The sequence below is a fragment of the Petrocella atlantisensis genome, from assembly GCF_900538275.1.
Lineage (GTDB): Bacteria > Bacillota > Clostridia > Lachnospirales > Vallitaleaceae > Petrocella > Petrocella atlantisensis.
Map to the genome: position 1 here is coordinate 126,123 of NZ_LR130778.1, position 18,030 is coordinate 144,152.

Consider the following 18,030-nt stretch of genomic DNA (forward strand, 5'->3'; position numbering starts at 1 on the left):
GGTGAGCCCATGAACTACAATAAGAAACATTTTTTAGACTTAAAGTCACTCAGTGCCAGTGACATCCATTATTTGCTGAATTCAGCACAAAAGATGAAATATGTGCTAGAAAATAGCAAAGGTTATGTCGCGCCACATCTGAAGGGCAAAACAGTTGCGACGCTTTTTCATGAAGAGAGTTCAAGAAGTCGTCTATCTTATGAGTTAGCGGCACAAAATTTGAGTGCAAAAGTAATACATATTACCACAGCTCGAGAATTTAATCAAAAAGTGTCTTTAAAAGAAGTAGGGACCTATGTTGACAAAATGGGGGCTGATTTCATCGTTGTAAGACATCCGATTTCCGGCGGTCCACATCATCTGGCTAAATATGTAAAAGCTTCTGTTATTAACGCAGGGGATGGGTTAAATGAAAATCCTAGTGAAGCTCTTGTTGATCTGCTGACCATTCTGGAACAAAAAAACAGTTTTACAGGCTTAAAAGTTGCCATAATAGGTGATATCATGTATAACCGAGTAGCAAAAAGCTCTATATGGGCTTTAATAAAACTTGGAGCAAAAGTATCTATTGCCGGTCCATCAACCCTAATTCCTAGGGATATTGAGAAAACAGGCGCAACGATACATCATTCAGCGACAGAAGCCATTATTGATGCTGATGTCGTCTTATGTCTTAAGGTCCAAGAAGATCGGCGAGGTGTTGCCTTAATACCTTCTTTAAATGAGTACAAAAAACTTTACAAAATTAATAATACACGCTTAAGTTATGCCAAAAAAGATGTTATTGTTATGCATCCGGGACCCATAAACCGTGGTATTGAGATTTCTTCTAGTATTATTGATAGGGAAGGTTCTGTTCTTGATAAACAGCAGGGAAGTGGTATAGCTGTGCGTATGGCTTTGTTTCATCTACACTGCCGATCAGGAGGAGGATCTTTACATGTCTAACACAAACTTAACTTTAATACGAAAAGGTACAATTATAACCCATGATAAAACCATCTATGATATGGATATTTTAATTGAAAATGATAAGATTATTGAAGTAGATATCAATATTAATGTGGACCAATGTGATGTTATTGAAGCTGAGGGCTTATATATTATCCCTGGCCTTATTGATATGCATTGTGAGCTTTGTGAACCGGGCTATGATTTTAGAGAAAGTTTTGATACCGGTGGTCAAGCGGCAATAGCCGGCGGTTTTACAGCACTGACGTGTAATCCTATGACCAATCCGGTTATTGATAATAAAACCGTTGTTGAGTATGTTGTTAACAAAGGACTTAATATATCTCCTGTTGCTATTTATCCTTATGGTGCACTCACAAAGGGAAATAAAGGCGAGGACATGACAGAAATAGGCGGTATGCAATTAAAGGGCATCGTCGCCGTTTCAGATGGGGATATCTCTATCCAAGATAGTAAAACCCTAAAACGCGTTCTTCAATATGCCTCCATGTTTGAATTACCTATCATATTACATTGTGAAGATCATAGTTTGTCAAAGGCTTATGGTGTTAATGATGGCTATATAGCAACTCAATTAGGACTCGAAGGCAGTATGGCAGCTTCTGAAACCTTGATGGTAGCGAAATACATTGCAATAGCAGAAGAACTTAAGATTAGAATCCATCTTACTCATATATCAACAAAAGAGTCTGTCGAACTGATTCGTGCTGCCAAAAAAAGAGGTGTACGCATGACTTCAGAAACATCCCCACAGTATTTTTCCTTAACAGAGGAAGCCATAAGCGGCTATAATACTTATGCCAAAGTCAATCCGCCACTTAGACAAGATGCTGATGTAAAGGCCATTATCAAAGGTTTACAAGATGGTACTATTGATGTTATCAGTTCGGACCATCAACCTCATAATATTGACAGCAAAGCCATTGAGTTTAGTTTAGCCTCAAATGGTATTTCAGCACTAGAAACAGCATTGTCGGTGACTTATACCTATTTAGTAAAACCCGGTTATTTAACCATGGAGCAATTGGTTGAAAAAATGTCTCATAAGCCATCCCATTTATTAAGCCTAAACAAAAGCTTTTTTGGTGTTGGTCATCTAGCAGACTTAGCCATATTTGATCCTGAATCCGATTTTGTTGTTGATGCAACACAATTCAAATCAAAAGCTAAGCATTCACCATATCATGGTATGACTTTAAAAGGTCTCATGAAGTATACCTTTGTAGAAGGCAAGAAGTACAGTTTGAACATATAGATAAAAATACATCTAGACTGTCTAGATAAATAAATATCTAGACTGTCAAGGTGAGTATGGTATAATAGAGATGTAACTATGCGCAAAACACAACTTTAACGAATAGATAGAGGGCATCTCCTATGAAGCACATGAATTATCATGAAGAACTTAATATCGCCAACAACAAGCGTTTACGGGAACTTATTCATGATCTTCCACCATTTGTATTTGAATTCTTTCGTGGTATTGAACAAACCACATCTTCCAAAACCAGAATCGCGTATGCATACGACTTAAGAATTTTTTTCAAGTTCTTAAGTCTGCAGCATATAGATTTCAAAGATGTGGATTATACGACGATAACTGTTACAGACTTAGATAAGGTTACCCCAGACCACCTTGAGATCTATTTGGACTACCTTAACTACTACACCGACGATATGGGTACTGAAGAACACACCAATAAGGAACGTGGCAAATCCAGGAAAATGGCAAGCTTAAGAACCTTCTATAAGTATTACTATAGAAAGCAAAAAATTAAGACCAACCCTACTTTATTGGTTGATTTGCCTAAAATTCACGACAAAGTCATCACAAGACTGGAAATCAATGAAGTGGCAAGTCTTTTAGATGAAGTGGAATCCGGCGAACATCTGACTAAAAAGCAGCAAAGTTTCCATCAGTATACTAAAGAACGGGATCTAGCCCTTGTTACATTGCTCCTTGGTACAGGCATCCGGGTCAGTGAATGTGTTGGTTTAGATCTATCAGATGTTGATTTTGATGTGGATGGTATTCGGATTGTTCGAAAAGGCGGTACAGAAGTCATCATTTATTTTGGTCAAGAAGTACGTTTAGCTCTTCTGACCTACTTGGATAAGCGTAAAAAAGTGATAGCTTCAGAAGGTCATGAAGATGCATTGTTTTTATCCATACAAAATAAACGACTGGCCGTTAGAAGCGTTCAAAACATTGTAAAGAAATACGCCAAGCTGATCACAAAGCTTAAAAACATATCACCTCATAAGCTGCGTAGCACATACGGTACCAATCTCTACCGTGAAACCGGTGATATCTATTTGGTAGCAGATGTCTTGGGTCATAAGGATGTAAATACCACCAAAAGACATTATGCAGAGATTGAAGACGAACGCCGTAGAATGGCTGCAAAAGCGGTCACCTTAAGAGATGATCAACATCGGAGGTAATTAAATGTGAATCTGAATATGAATTTAGACTTTGAATTTGCAACCGCAAAACAAATCCTATTTAAAACAAATGGTATCATGGATATTGCCAAATCCATTCTTAAGCTTGGTAAATACCCCTTGGTCGTAACCGGCAAGGATAAAGGCCGGGCAAAACCCCTTTTAGACGCCTTAAGTCACGCCTCCATGAACTATGTACTCTATACCATTCATGGTGAGCCAACGACAACAGACCTTATTCAAGGCGTAGAAATCGCCAAAGACAGCAAGTGTGATATGGTCATCGGGTTTGGTGGTGGCAGCGTACTTGACAGTGCCAAAGCCATTGCCATACTCATGAACAACCCCGGTGAATTAATGGACTATTTGGAAGTCATTGGCAAAGGATTGCCTATGGAAAACCCCTCTGCGCCTCTTGTATTAATACCGACAACATCCGGTACCGGTTCAGAAGTAACAAAAAATTCAGTGGTGACTTCTCAAGAGGAAAAATAAAAGTCAGTCTTAGAAGTCCCTCCATGCTTGCTGATTTGGTATTGGTTGATCCGTCCTTAACACTAAGCATGCCACAAGCCATTACAGCCAGCACCGGACTAGATGCTTTGACCCAAGTCATAGAACCTTATGTTTCATCCTTTGCCAACCCGCTCACAGATGGTTTCTGCCGTGAAGGTATCTGGCGCATCGGTCGTTCTATCAAAAAAGCCTACGATGACGGCTTAGATATAAGAGCACGAGAAGACATGGCCCTTGGTAGCTTACTCGGTGGTATGGCCTTAGCCAATGCCAAATTAGGCGCTGTCCATGGTTTTGCCGGTGTCATTGGTGGTAGATTCGACGCTCCTCATGGCTTCGTCTGTGCCGCTCTTCTACCCTCTGTCATTGATCATAACATTAGAGCACTAACAGAAAGAGACCCTGAACACATCGCCATAAAAAGGTATCAAGAGATCTCTATTTGGCTAACCGGTGATGACCATGCTGACATATCGGCATGTGTCCATTGGCTAAAAGACCTCTATCAACATATGAACATCCAAGGATTGGCCACATTTGGCATTACCACAAAAGACTTTGATGACATCATACGAAAATCTTCCGGATCAAGTAGCATGAAAGGTAATCCAATTACCTTGACTCATGAAGAAATGATAAATATCCTAACAGAATCCATGTAAAAAGTTATAAAAGAGCGGTTCGGTATACATAATATAGTTATGTCAACTGACCGCTCTTTTTTTTTGAAATTTGTTAAATACATGCTTTTATTCTTCTACTTTAATTATGTATATTACAAATACCCGGCTCAAAATCAGCCATAATAATCATAACCCACAACTGTTCTAGAACTGATTGATTGAATGGAATAAACTGCTCGTCTAAAATAGCCCATCATATGTAAGTAGCTCTGCCACCTCGCTATTATCTATAACCCTTATGCTATTCCCACTTTCTTCAATAAATTGTCTTAAGTTTATTTTTGTATAAAATATGTAGATGCACCATCTATGGCATCTATATCCTCAACAGAAAAAGATTTGCTAAATCTAATAGACTTTCAAGTGTAAAATCGTCCGAAACATTACCAAGCAAGGAATAAGCTTCCCTTAATGTCATGATCAATTACCTCCTGTCTTTATACTAAAAACAACGTTAACTAGGGTATTGATTTCTCTTGAACGACCAGTAGCTTGAAACACAGTTAAAGAAGTTTCAATGTTTTCCATCTCCTCTAATGATATATGTCCCTCATTTACTAATTTAAATATTTCCCATTCTATGCTTCCTTCTGCGATTGAATGCATTTTTGCAACAAAAATAATGACTTTGCTCTTTTTGATAAAGACAAAGTACTTCTCATCTGGAAATTCTCTGAACACTCCAGCACCAACTAAACGCGTATCATTCTCATAATCGATAGTCCAATACGAAGGATCTAAATTCTCATACACGTGTGGTACTGGGCTTTTAATTCCTCTTTGCTCAAATTCCGTTCTTTGTTCGGTTGTTAATTTCTCATTTATAAATGCCATAACACTTCTCCTCATGTAATATATTTAGGTTGTTTGAGTAGGACAACCCATAACCCTATTTTTAATTTTTTATTGAATTGGTAGGAACTCATGCGACAATGTCACTCAATGAAATATATGTGCCCGCCATCTGCCTACACCCCCTCTATGAATTCGGGTTCGGCAATCCTAGTTATTACAAATATCGCAGAACTTCTTCGATCATAGTTAATATCTGCTACTTCTTTAATAAGATTTATTAATTCATCTCGTTTGTCTTTTATAGTCAGTGGTGCAGTTATTTTTTCTATTAGCCAGCAGAATTCTCGAGTACCATTGGCGAGACGTGTCGGACGAGCTTCAACGTATACATATATACGCGACTGCCCCCAAATTAAAATATAAGTGTCACCATAATCACGTCCGCCCCAACAAACGGTTGTAAAAAACACTTCTCGTTCAGGATTAACAACCCAAGTGGAGTATTTGTCAGCAGTTATATGCTTCCCCTCAAATTGAATATTCAGCGAATTAAAATACTCCCAATCTTCTTGCTTAACATTTTCTCTTACCAAAGCCATAATGTTCTTCCTCCCATTGTTAAGTAATTTCGAGCTACCTTCTGCATTATGCTACTTCTATGCTGTCATGGTCCCTGCTGTTCAGGGTGATGTCGTTCCCCTAATGAGTTATGATATTATTTGCTTCACTCCACCTACCGGCTCATGGTTTTGTGGCTTTGCTCATGGCCTAAAGCTTGTTGCTACGCCACCTTCCGATGCTAAAATCCATCTGTCCGATTTCTCCAATTGATTTTTCAGCAAAAGAAGACACAACCTCATCCACAGAAATATCATCTATTAACTGCACCAAATGAGTAAGACTTGCGATACCTGTGTCAAACCCTTTGATTATAGGTGTAAATTCAAATAATGTAATAACGAATAGACCTAATTTCTTCTTCTATTATTTCAATGTCTTCTGTTCCTATTTTACGTTGTCAGTGTAACATTTTATACTCCCCTTAAAGTTGTTGTTATCAACAACTATGGACTAAACTAATGATGAGCAACTTCCTACCTCAACTCAAACCCATCCTTCACCTCTTCAATCCCCGGAATAAAAAACTCAATGATTCTCCGCTTCCCTGTTTTTACTTCAACCTGGGCTGTTATGCCGAGGCTGATGGGCATATCTTTGTGTTCTACTCTTAGAGTTGTGGTGAGGGGTTTGATTTTGTAGACGTAGCCTCTTTTTTCATCATCTACTGCGTCAGGGCTTATGTGGACTATTTCGCCCAGTATGACGCCGTATTTTTGAAAGGGAAATGTGTCGAGTTTGATGTCTACTTGTTGGCCACCGTTTTCGGATAGTTCAGATTTTAGTTTCTCTAAGGCTGAGGTTTTTCTTTGCGATGTCTAGCTCTTTGTTGCTCTGATTCACATTGGTGGACAAGGCGTTTTGCTTTTCGATTTGGCTAGACTGTATCAGGACGCCTAGTTCTTTTTGACGGATCAGGATATCAGTATCGATGTTTAAATGGCTGTTTTCTTTGATGAGCCTGTCGATGGCTTCAATGTTGCCTTCTTGTGCCGCTTTTAGGATGGCTCGCTCTACCTTTGTTGTTTCAAGAGAGGTGGTGAGCTTATAGACTTCATCAAATATGGTGTCATCTTTGGGCAATATTATTCATATCGTATATCCCCTTCCATGAAGATTGGCGTACTCATTTCTTCGAATTCAATTGTTCCAAAAAATTGACTGCTACCTCTTTCATATTCTGTTACAGCTTCTTTAATCACCTCAGCAATCAACGCGCTCTGGCTTACAAGAATGTTTGGCGCGAGAATACAGTGTACTTTATAAATGTACTTTCTTTTTTCTTGCATATTTCCAATTGCTTTATAATATGATTGCATCATTATTAGTTGTCCACACCAAATTAAGTAATAATAAGAAGGAGGATACTCTTCACTAAAATGAAATCCCTGTCCACCTACACTAACAAAGAACATCTCTCTTTCTCTGTCAGCTGCCCAACACCTTGGTATATCCGCCATCATACTACGTGAAAGGGGATATGGTAACTTGAATGATGCAATAAATTCTTGGTCTTTCTTGCTAAGTTTTTCGTATACAAATGCCATAATATTTCACCTCATATAAAATATTTAAGTTGTTTAAGTAGGGCAACCTATAAACCTATTTTTAATTTTTTATTGAATTGATAGGAACTTTATTTTCTACTTAAATCTCGATATTCTCCATTACTGTCAAAAGAAAAATTCAAATAATGTAATAATGAATAGACCTAAGTTCTTCATCTTCTATCATTGCAATGTCTACTGTTACTATTTTATGTTTTCATCGTAACATTTCATACTCCCCCTTAAAGTAATTGTTAGCAATGATCATGGACTAAACTAATGATGACGGTGTCATATTAAATATATACGGTTTTAGTTTTCTATAAGATCAATATGATAAGCAATATAACGATAACGACAAAACTCCACAAATTTTCTTTTAATTTAACGGATGAGTCACTGATCTTATCATTCCCAATAAGCTCTGGCTTAAAAATGGCTACCATTGTCACAACAAAATATGACAGTATACATGTTAACAAGGAATAATCAATATTCTTAAATATCATGAGTACACTCAAGTTGATAATTAAAACAATCACTATCGATACAATTTTCTTTATTTTCATATTTCACCTTTTTCCGTTTAACTAGGGTTATAATACTGGAATACAACAAGGAAGCATTTCTTATGACTTAGTATAGTGGTCTAATTCTCATTTCATTAGGATGTTTTGAATTCCTATAGAAAATATAGCATAGACAATAATTAAAACCAAAATTCCAATAACAATTTTTAAAACCGTTTTCATTTTAACCTCCTTCTTTAACAATATCTTCAGCTTAACTGTTTTTTTAATAATGTTTAAATGATACTGTTTTCATAAGCAAAACTAAGCGCTTCTGCCATAGATGATACATTTAATATCTTAAAAATTCTTTTTTTGTGATACTTAATTGTATTTTCACTAACATTTAATTCATATGCAATTGCTTCATTAATTAATCCTTTAGCAGTTAGTTTTAAAATTTCTTTTTGCTGTTCACTGATATTATTTTTCATACGCCACCTCATTTTTTTCGCAAGAAATAAATTTAATTTTATTACAATTTATGTGATATACCGTTAAATCACACTTAGTAAACCTATCTTTCGCTATATATAAGCATAGCAAAAAGCTTTAATAAATATCTGTAATATATTCAATTTTTTGTCTTGGAAATAAATTGCGAAATGTCATGATTACCTATACATTTCCCCATATTATTCTATTTCCCCATCCTCAGTCGTTTATTCTATCTATTTTCCTTGCCAGTATTCTGCTATGAAATAGTCGGTGAAGAGATGTCTGTTAGAAACGCAACTATTTCTTATAATTTCATACAAGAATCTGCATAAGATTATTTATATATTACTTTGATATTTTTGTCAAGTTTTAGAACTTTTTTTGATTCTATATGCCTATAGAAGACGATGTGTCAAGACACATCCTTGTTGTATATAAATGAATATGCTTGATTAGGCCATGCCTAGAAAAATAAGACCTTTTAAAGTAATAAATAAGGACTATATTAACATAACATTATTATGTCAACATAGCCCCTGTTTTTCATTGTTTTCTATTAAGAAGTCTTACTGAATATCGTAAAATTCACCTTTTTTAGCGATTCCAAAAGCAAAACTTGTTTTAAAGAACCGATGATACTCCACTAATCTAAAACCGCCGTGTTGTATGGTCATAACTGTTTCTCTATTTAGGTGGCAATTACTGGCTACCCGCTTCCATACCGGTGTCAACTTGTGAAAGAGCTGATTGTAAGGTCTGGCACTGGGTAATACATGTTCCATGAAGTATAACCTGCCATCCGGTCTTAGTACACGATACAGCTCACTTACGCCCTTATCAGGCTCAAGAACCGTACAAAACAAAAAGGTTACAACAATGCTATCAAAGGACGCATCCTCAAAAGGTAAACGGGTTACATCACCTTTCATAATACTTAAAACCAAATCTCGGGGTATTTTTTTGATGGAAAAATGATCCGGAATCTTTTGATCAACCAAAGTTAAACTGTCCATCTGCTCGTAAGGATAATAATTCAGATTAACACCTGTACCATAACCTACTTCTAAGACATCACCGGACACATCTTTAAGTAATTGCTTTCTTTTATCATGAAGTCTTAATTTTTCTAAAGGCATCATAAATGCATCGTAATAAAAATGCTTTAACTTGCTCATAAGGTCACCTACTTTACATAACAATATTATGTTAACTGTTTGTCGTCGTTGTCGTGTTTAGCTTTTAATTTTAACACTTTACCATAACTATATTATAGAACAACGCATCTAAAAAGTATAGTAACTATGAACATGGTCACTAAAGAGTTCGCCTAATGTAGGATGGGCAAAAACCATGTCTTGGAGCTGATGGATTGTAAGACCGCCTTCCATAGCTATGATGCCATAATGAATCAAATCTGTACTATGAGCACCAAGGATATGCAGACCGATTATTTTCCCCTCTTCACTTATAAGGGATTTGATAAAGCCTGTTGTAGCGTTCATGGCCATGGCTTTACCGGATGCACCATACAGGGTTTTTTGGCTCTTAAATTTGATATCTTTTTCCTTCGCTTCTTCTTCACTTAGACCAATACTGCCAATCTCAGGGTCTGTAAAAATACAGCTTGGAATATAGGGTCTATGAATATCATGATTTCTTAAAAGATAGCCCATTAATTGTCGTCCTTGGTTATAAGCAGCATGTGCCAATAAGGAAAGTCCGTTAACATCACCAATTGCATAGATACCGTCTACACTGGTTTCATAGTTGGTGTCTACTTGGATGAATCTATTATTATGTGCTATACCTATATTTTCAATGGTTTCCTGATCCCACACACCCATACGGCCAACAGATAACAGAACATACTCCGAATCAATATGAACCTCTTTTTCCTTTTCTATAAAGACGGTCCGAATACCCTTATTAACCTTACTACCATCCTTATATTCCATTTCTTCCATATCACTAGAAAGAGATTCAAAGCCGATCACCTTTGAACCGGTATGTATGTCTATACCGGCTTGTTGACATAGACTTTTTAAGCGCTTGGATATTGAACTGTCTATTGTTGGTAATATGTTTTTCTCATATTCAACGACACTGACATTTACACCCATATGGTTTAGCATGGATGCAAACTCCATACCTATCACACCACCACCAACGATGGTGATAGATACAGGTAAGCGTTTCATCTCCAGAATATCCTTAGATGTTAGTATGCGTTCATTTTCTATACCCTTGATATTCGGCTTTATAGACTTTGAACCGGTTGCAAGGACAATGGCATCTCCAAGAAAACGACTCGTAGAGCCATCATTTAAGGTGACCGATACCGTCTTGTTATTTTCTACTTTAGCAAAACCTTCAACATAATTTACTTTTTCCTTCTTTAATTGACCCATGATGCCCTTTGCCAAATCGCTAATGATTTTTGCTTTTTGGTTTTGCATACTTTCATAATCCAGTTCTACATGGTCATTATGAATGCCCATCTCACTGGCATGCATCATTTTGTTATACAAGGCACCACGTTCTATTAAAGTTTTGGTGGGTATACAGCCATAATTAAGACAAGTGCCACCGATTTTGTGATCTTCAATCAAGGTTATGTTCCCACCATAACGCGCACCATAGAGTGCAGCTTCATAGCCGGCCGGCCCACCACCTATAATGATTATGTCTTTTATCATTTTTCTTCTCCATTAAAACGATAGCTGAGTACCGGACTTCTGGCAACACTGACTTCATCTAATCGTCTGACAGATGCAGTTGTAGGTGCATTGTGTAATAATTCCGGTTGCTCTTTCGCTTCTTTTGCAATCTTAAGTAGAATATTTATATAGTCGTCTAAAGTTTCTAGGCTTTCAGATTCAGTTGGTTCAATCATAAGGCATTGTTCAACAATCAAAGGGAAATAAATCGTTGGTGGATGCACCTTATAATCAATCAATCGTTTTGCAACATCTAGAGTAGATACATCACCCGGTTCTTTTAATCCGGCTAATACAAATTCGTGCTTACATAAAGCCTTATAAGGAACCTTATAAGCATCTTTCAAACAAGCTTTCATATAATTGGCATTAAGGACCGCCAATTGACTGGCAAGCTTTAAGCCTTCGCCACCCATCGTAAGGAAATACACATAGGCTCTTAAATAGACACCGAAATTACCAAAGTAGTTCTTAACATGTCCAATACTTTTTGCAGGCATCTTAAAAGTATAGAAGTCCTCATCAGATGCTATAACGATTGGACCGGGCAGATACTCTTTTAATCTGGATACCACACCAACGGGTCCCGAACCTGGGCCACCACCACCATGAGGTGTTGATAATGTCTTATGTAGATTCAGATGAACAATATCAAAGCCCATTTCTAGAGGTCTTGTAATCCCCATATTGGCATTCATATTCGCGCCGTCACAATAGACAAGCCCTCCTACATCATGAATACGCTTCGTGATTTCAAGAATATCTTTTTCAAAAAGGCCTAACGTATTTGGATTGGTCAACATGAGTCCTGCTGTATTCTCATCAATAAGCAGTTCAAGTGCATCCATATCGATGGTACCTTCTGCATTAGACTTAACTTCCTTGGCAACAAAACCCGCCATAGTTACGCTGGCCGGATTCGTACCATGCGCTGAGTCCGGAATAATGATGTTCTTTTTATGAACATCTCCTTGGTCGATGAGATATTGCTTCATAATCATAAGACCGGTCAGTTCACCATGTGATCCCGCAGCCGGTTGTAAGGAAATACCCGGCATTCCGGTGAGTTCACTTAACATACCTTGGAGTTCATAGATAATTTTCATATTACCTTGAACATGCTTTTCTCGCCAACTTGGATGGGTATGGGAAAAATTCGGCATAGCCGCAATCACTTCATTGATTTTGGGGTTGTATTTCATGGTACACGAACCAAGGGGGTACATACCTGTGTCCACACCATAGTTCCTATTAGAAAGATTGGTAAAATGCCTGACCACATAGTTTTCACTAACTTGAGGTAATCTTGGGGCTTCTTCACGTCTAAACTTATCAGGAATCTCAAAGCTTTTACTATAATCTTCGAGGTCATAGGTATCAAAATAATACCCTCGCCTTCCTTCTTTGCTGATTTCATAGATGTTTTTTTTCATCATGCTAGCACCTCCTTCATAGCAACCACCAAAGTATCCAGATCTTCTTTTTCATGCACTTCCGTGGTCGTTATTAATAGAAGATTTTTTTCATGGTCAATTATAATGCCCGGTATAATCTGAAACAATTCAAGAGACTTCATAACATCCATACCTTCACGAATCTGAATGACAAATTCGTTAAAAATCTGTTGGTTGTGCATGACTTTAATACCCTCGATGCCTTTTAGGTGGTCTCTAAGGTAACAAGCATTAATGTGTGACCGCCTTGCAACCTCTTTGATACCTGCAAGTCCCATGGTACTTAAGTAAATGGTGGCTGCAAGTACGTTTAATGCTTCATTAGAAGTGATATTGCTTGTGGCTTTTTCTCTACGTATATGTTGTTCTCTTGCTTGTAGGGTCAATACATAGCCTCTGTTCCCATCCAAATCAAGGGTTTCTCCAACAATACGTCCGGGTATCTTACGCATCAGTTTTTCAGTACAGGCCATATAACCTAGTGTTGGGCCACCAAAATTCATGGGATTACCAAAGACTTGACCGTCACCCACTGCAATATCAGCGCCCCATTCACCCGGTGATTTGAATAGACTTAGTGACATGGGATTGGACATAATAACCAGCAAACTCTTGTTTGCATGTAATTGCTCTGACACACCAGTTAGGTCTTCCAAATTACCATAATAGTTAGGCGTTGCAACGAGATAGGCTGCTATGTCTTCGTTCATATACTCTTTTAATAGATGGCTACTAACAACACCATCTTTAGAAGGTACTTCAATCAAGTTTAGATCTTTATACTTTAAATAGGTTCTTAGAACATTCTTTGATTCTGGTGATAGCGTATCCGGAATAAGAATTGTGTCACGTCTTGTAGTGCCGCAAGCCATAAAAACTGCTTCTGCAAGGGCTGTAGAGCCATCATAATGGGAGGCATTGGCAACTTGAAGTCCTGTTAGTTCGCAAATCATCGTTTGATATTCAAAGATGGCTTGTAAGGTACCTTGAGATATTTCAGGCTGATAAGGTGTATACGCAGTATAAAACTCGGATCTGGATATCAAATGAGGTACAATGGTCGGAATCATATGTTCATAGATGCCACCACCGACAAAACTTAACCAATTGGCTGTATCTATATTACGTTCGCCCAGTTTTGTTAGTTTTCTGATAACCCGTCCTTCACTTTTTGCTTTTGGTATCTGCATCGGTGACTTGAGTAGAGCCTTAGCATCAATATCCGTAAAAAGGTCTTCTATAGACTCTACACCAATTTTTTGGAGCATATGGTCAATATCCGCTTGGGTATGTGGCAAATAAGGATGCATATAGTCCTCCTATTCTAAGCTGTTGCAATAAGCTTCATATGCATCAGCATCCATGAGCGTTTCTAATTCATCCGTTTCAAAACCTTCGATAATAGCAATATGCTCATCAAAGGGTGCTTTATTTAACAGTTCCGGTTCATCTTCCAGTTTGCTATTAACTTCAACCACTGTTGCACCAATAGGTAGATAAATATCTGCTGCTGCTTTTACGGATTCAATAACCGCAAAGTTATCTTCTGCTGCAAAGCTTTCATCTACATCCGGTAACTCTATAAAGACAATATCTCCCATTGCTTCCTGCGCATAGTCAGTTATACCGATATAACCGCGGTCACCCTCAATCTTAATCCATTCATGATCCTTCGAATAATATAAACCTTTAACAATTTTCATAAAAAACCTCCTCAAATTTTATTATGTTTTAAAAATCTTTTGTTTATAATCTTAGCTTCAATGCGTTTTTTTCTGATCTGTACAAATATACTGTCTTTGTCATAGGCATAAGGTATTAAAGCCAAACCAATAGACTTACCCAGTGTTGGTGAGATGTAACCGGTAGTGACAAAACCTATTACATCACCTTCAGAGCTTAAGACCTCAGTTTCATGTCTTGCAATACCCTTCTCCATTAATTCAAAACCAACCAGTTTTCGCTTAGGTTGATTCTTATACTGTTCTAAACTTGATTTACCAATAAAATCCTCACCGTCTAATTTGACAAAGTAACCTAATCCTGCTTCTAATGGATTAATGGTTTCAGATAGCTCATTACCATATAAGGGCATACCGGCTTCAAATCTTAAAGTATCTCTAGCACCTAAACCACATGGTTTAATACCATAAGACAAACCTTCTTCTAATAATAGTGTCCAAATCTTGTCTGCATGTTTTTTGTCAAAATACAGCTCAAACCCGTCTTCACCAGTATAACCGGTTCTAGAGATTAACATAGGTACATCCGCAAGAACCACCTGATCCATAAAATGATAATATTTAATCGTATCTAAAGGCGCATCGGTTAATGTCATTATGAATGCCACAGATTTTGGTCCTTGAACCGCTAATTGACATAAATCATCTGTGATATCCTTTAGGTCAACACCCGGTAATAAATGACTTTCAATCCATTTGTAATCCTTATCTTTATTCCCTGCATTAACAACCAAGAGCAAATCATCCGGTGCGTGTTGGTACACGAGGATATCATCGACTGTACCCCCATCTTCATAGCACATGGGTGCATACATAGCTTGCCCATCTTCTAGCGTCGTCAAATCGTTGGTCACCATATGATTGATACAGCTTTTAGCATCTTCTCCTTTAAGCACAAACTTTCCCATATGACTTACATCAAATAGGCCAATTGCATTTCTCGTCGCTGCATGTTCATCCATAATGCCTTCATACTGAATCGGCATGTCAAAACCGGCAAAATCAACCATCTTAGCATTATACTGAAGATGCATTTCATATAAACATGTTCTCTTACCCATAAGTCCCTCCTTACATAAATTTCTCAAGAACTAAAAAACAGAGTCCTAAAAGCACAATAAATAAGCACCTTTAAAACTCTGTATGTTTACCTGAGAGTATTGCCCCTTCGGTGACCACTTAAGGTCTTTCCAGAGAGCTATCCTTTAGGGATCCTTTTGCCTGAAAGATTCTACATTCTAGGACTTGGAATGTATTGCTTCTTCGGCGCCAACTGATGGTCTCTTTCCCTAAAATCATTTAGCATAATCTACTTTAAGTATAACACATTCAAGATATTTCTGTAAATTATAATAAGAAATTTTACAACTGGGAAAGGCAAATCAATAACTGTTCTTTGTCTACTCTAACAACGTAACCGTCGGCTCTTGACTTTTTATGATTGGAATTAGTATTTGTTCTCCTGCCTGAATGGTTGTATCCTTCAAATGATTCATATTTATAACTTCTTTAATATACGATTCATGATCATAATAATCACGATTCATATAAGCACTTGCAATCGACCATAAACTATCATCTTTTTCAATCTGGATGACAATGTAAGCCTTATCTTCTACATAAATATCACCTTGTATGCTATTTGAGCCAAAACTCACTTGAACGAGGTATAATAGTAATACCGCTGCAAGGATAATACCGGCTACTGTTTTTAAAAATTCATAATTCTGATAAATCCTGTATTGTCTGTGTTTTGCTATAGACTTCATCTCATCACTCCCGAACGTTTGTTTGTATCTCAATTATATACGAACGTGCGTTCTATGTCAATGCATTTTATGAAAAAAGGCGAACAAACGTTTGATGTTTTTATGAAGCTATGCTATACTTATTTCATTAGAACACATATTCTATTATGAAAACATAAGGTAAATATATGAATGGGGTGAGCTTCGTGTCAAACGATTTAGGAGTAAAACAACAATTGATTTTAGATTTTTTAAAACAGGAGATCTTAAGTAAAGGTTATCCACCTTCAGTAAGAGAAATCGGGGAAGCCGTTGGATTAAAGTCTACGTCTACTGTACATGGTCATTTGGAACGTCTGGAGAAAAAAGGTATTATTCGTAGAGATCCCACTAAGCCAAGAGCTATTGAGATACTCGATGATGAGTTCAATGTACAAAGACGTGAAATAGTTAATGTTCCGATTCTAGGACGCGTCGCTGCCGGAGAGCCTCTATTAGCCGTTGAAAACATTGAAGAATACTTTCCTCTACCGGTGGATTATGCACCCAATCAGGAGCTATTTATGCTTCGTGTTAAAGGTGATAGCATGATTAATGTAGGCATATTTGAAGGTGACTTAATTATCGTACAAAAACAATCAACTGCAACAAACGGTGACATTGTTGTTGCCCTACTTGAAGATTCCGTAACCGTTAAGACCTATTACCGTGAAAGTGATCACATTCGTCTACAACCGGAAAACGATCAACTTGAGCCAATACGTGTCTACGATGATTCTATCGTGATCGAAGGTAAAGTCATCAGTTTGTTTAGACAATACATATAAAAGTAATTGATTTAGGTTTTGTTTCAACTAAACTATACAAAAAAACAGGTCTGCCTCAGAATAAAAATCTGATTCAGGCCTTTTCTTTGGAAAGAAATTATTTCTTTTAATCCGACACCGAATGAGGCAAGGAAAAGTACTGATTAATCACAGTTCTACATGGATGTAGAATGTCCTTCCTTTTTACATGGATGCAAGAAAAGAAGCTTCGCTTCGCTATGAGCTCTGCTCATATTTCTGAATGGTTTGATAGGAAAGGTCCTTGACGTATTCTGCCACGCTTCAAGGCTGAATACTAAAGTATGACTTTCCTTGAAAATTAAAAAAGGAAGGATGATTGAGCAGTGCTTATTCTTGACGAAATGACGATCTATTCCCGAGTAGATATAATACAAAGCTTTTCCGCTGACCGTACGAAGTGTAAGGCAAGGAAAAGCTTTGAGTTATAACTACGACTATTGCCATTTACAAAATCAACCACAAAACGCATCAAACAAAATTAATTTTCACGGAATCTACTTCATAACCACATTCATTGCATAAAAAAGCCTCTAAGCAATCACTATCCACTTAGAGACCCAATTAAAACCTTGCTACTATTTCACTAAAACGATTTAACGTCCTCAATAATCTTCCCATCAGCCCAAATACGCTCTAAATCATAGAACGAACGGTTTTCTTTATCAAAAATATGAACAATAATATCTTTAAAATCCAATAGTACCCAACTCCCATTATGATTACCTTCAATATTCTTGGTATCAAAACCGGCTTTGTTTAACTTCTCTTCAGTAAAATCCATTAAGGTTCTTACATGATTGGGGTTGTTACCATGAGCTATGATGAAATAATCCGCCATAACACTGATACCTGAAATATCAATAATACGAATATCTTCACCTTGTTTGTCGTCTAATGCATTATATGCGATCTTTACCATCTCTTTAATAATTGACATA

At 37.2% G+C, this 18,030-nt stretch carries 20 protein-coding genes and 1 riboswitch; of the genes, 6 read left to right on the forward strand and 14 right to left on the reverse strand.

Features of this window, described 5'->3' with window-relative positions:
* Positions 1-9 precede the first annotated feature (9 nt).
* From PATL70BA_RS00705 to PATL70BA_RS17185, 5 genes are all read left to right on the forward strand, one after another.
* Entirely contained in the window at positions 10-948 is a 939-nt protein-coding gene (locus PATL70BA_RS00705) for an aspartate carbamoyltransferase catalytic subunit (protein ID WP_125135566.1), read from the forward strand.
* On the forward strand, positions 941-2,227 hold the full coding sequence (locus PATL70BA_RS00710) for a dihydroorotase (RefSeq protein WP_125135567.1): 1,287 nt from the start codon (positions 941-943) through the stop codon (positions 2,225-2,227). Before PATL70BA_RS00705 ends, PATL70BA_RS00710 begins: the two co-directional genes overlap by 8 nt.
* Before the next feature lie 122 nt (positions 2,228-2,349).
* Positions 2,350-3,417: a tyrosine-type recombinase/integrase gene (locus PATL70BA_RS00715; protein ID WP_125135568.1), complete on the forward strand. Its 1,068-nt coding sequence runs from the start codon at positions 2,350-2,352 to the stop codon at positions 3,415-3,417.
* Between the two features lie 6 nt (positions 3,418-3,423).
* Complete coding sequence (locus tag PATL70BA_RS17180; RefSeq protein WP_197715774.1) at positions 3,424-3,912, forward strand: iron-containing alcohol dehydrogenase; 489 nt, start codon at positions 3,424-3,426, stop codon at positions 3,910-3,912.
* A gap of 23 nt (positions 3,913-3,935) precedes the next feature.
* Entirely contained in the window at positions 3,936-4,595 is a 660-nt protein-coding gene (locus tag PATL70BA_RS17185) for a dehydroquinate synthase/iron-containing alcohol dehydrogenase family protein (protein WP_197715775.1), read from the forward strand.
* Between the two features lie 441 nt (positions 4,596-5,036).
* Here PATL70BA_RS17185 and PATL70BA_RS00725 read toward each other — a convergent pair whose 3' ends face one another.
* The 13 genes from PATL70BA_RS00725 to PATL70BA_RS00785 form a co-directional block, all read right to left on the reverse strand.
* Positions 5,037-5,450, reverse strand: a complete 414-nt coding sequence (locus tag PATL70BA_RS00725; protein ID WP_125135569.1) for a hypothetical protein — start codon at positions 5,448-5,450, stop codon at positions 5,037-5,039.
* Between the two features lie 134 nt (positions 5,451-5,584).
* Positions 5,585-6,010, reverse strand: a complete 426-nt coding sequence (locus PATL70BA_RS00730) for a hypothetical protein (protein WP_125135570.1) — start codon at positions 6,008-6,010, stop codon at positions 5,585-5,587.
* Positions 6,011-6,179: 169 nt separating this feature from the next.
* Positions 6,180-6,302 (reverse strand): hypothetical protein, encoded by a 123-nt coding sequence (locus PATL70BA_RS16680; protein ID WP_279233206.1) that lies wholly within the window; start codon positions 6,300-6,302, stop codon positions 6,180-6,182.
* A 501-nt stretch (positions 6,303-6,803) separates the two neighbouring features.
* Positions 6,804-7,112, reverse strand: coding sequence for a hypothetical protein (locus PATL70BA_RS00735; RefSeq protein ID WP_125135571.1), 309 nt, complete (start codon positions 7,110-7,112; stop codon positions 6,804-6,806).
* A 2-nt stretch (positions 7,113-7,114) separates the two neighbouring features.
* Positions 7,115-7,576 carry a hypothetical protein gene (locus PATL70BA_RS00740; RefSeq protein ID WP_125135572.1) on the reverse strand — a complete coding sequence of 154 codons (462 nt, stop codon included), beginning with the start codon at positions 7,574-7,576 and terminating at the stop codon, positions 7,115-7,117.
* Between the two features lie 805 nt (positions 7,577-8,381).
* A complete protein-coding gene (locus PATL70BA_RS00750) occupies positions 8,382-8,579 on the reverse strand; it encodes a response regulator transcription factor (protein WP_172596039.1) in 198 nt (65 codons plus the stop codon).
* Between the two features lie 570 nt (positions 8,580-9,149).
* Complete coding sequence (locus PATL70BA_RS00755) at positions 9,150-9,758, reverse strand: class I SAM-dependent methyltransferase (RefSeq protein WP_125135575.1); 609 nt, start codon at positions 9,756-9,758, stop codon at positions 9,150-9,152.
* Positions 9,759-9,866: 108 nt separating this feature from the next.
* Complete coding sequence (lpdA, locus tag PATL70BA_RS00760; RefSeq protein WP_125135576.1) at positions 9,867-11,279, reverse strand: dihydrolipoyl dehydrogenase; 1,413 nt, start codon at positions 11,277-11,279, stop codon at positions 9,867-9,869.
* Positions 11,276-12,736 (reverse strand): aminomethyl-transferring glycine dehydrogenase subunit GcvPB, encoded by a 1,461-nt coding sequence (gene gcvPB / locus PATL70BA_RS00765; protein ID WP_172596040.1) that lies wholly within the window; start codon positions 12,734-12,736, stop codon positions 11,276-11,278. The genes lpdA and gcvPB overlap by 4 nt, the downstream gene beginning before the upstream one ends.
* A complete protein-coding gene (gcvPA, locus tag PATL70BA_RS00770) occupies positions 12,733-14,064 on the reverse strand; it encodes an aminomethyl-transferring glycine dehydrogenase subunit GcvPA (protein ID WP_125135577.1) in 1,332 nt (443 codons plus the stop codon). Before gcvPA ends, gcvPB begins: the two co-directional genes overlap by 4 nt.
* 9 nt (positions 14,065-14,073) lie before the next feature.
* A complete protein-coding gene (gene gcvH, locus PATL70BA_RS00775; RefSeq protein WP_125135578.1) occupies positions 14,074-14,457 on the reverse strand; it encodes a glycine cleavage system protein GcvH in 384 nt (127 codons plus the stop codon).
* A gap of 11 nt (positions 14,458-14,468) precedes the next feature.
* Positions 14,469-15,557, reverse strand: coding sequence for a glycine cleavage system aminomethyltransferase GcvT (gene gcvT, locus PATL70BA_RS00780; RefSeq protein WP_125135579.1), 1,089 nt, complete (start codon positions 15,555-15,557; stop codon positions 14,469-14,471).
* A 138-nt stretch (positions 15,558-15,695) separates the two neighbouring features.
* Positions 15,696-15,795, reverse strand: a riboswitch (glycine riboswitch).
* 101 nt (positions 15,796-15,896) lie between these two features.
* Positions 15,897-16,265 carry a LysM peptidoglycan-binding domain-containing protein gene (locus PATL70BA_RS00785; protein WP_125135580.1) on the reverse strand — a complete coding sequence of 123 codons (369 nt, stop codon included), beginning with the start codon at positions 16,263-16,265 and terminating at the stop codon, positions 15,897-15,899.
* Positions 16,266-16,450: 185 nt separating this feature from the next.
* On the opposite strand from PATL70BA_RS00785, the gene lexA reads away from it, so the two are divergent.
* Entirely contained in the window at positions 16,451-17,071 is a 621-nt protein-coding gene (lexA, locus tag PATL70BA_RS00790; protein WP_243115941.1) for a transcriptional repressor LexA, read from the forward strand.
* 604 nt (positions 17,072-17,675) lie between these two features.
* Here the strand turns inward: lexA and rsfS are convergent.
* Complete coding sequence (rsfS, locus tag PATL70BA_RS00795; RefSeq protein ID WP_125135582.1) at positions 17,676-18,029, reverse strand: ribosome silencing factor; 354 nt, start codon at positions 18,027-18,029, stop codon at positions 17,676-17,678.
* Position 18,030 lies beyond the last annotated feature (1 nt).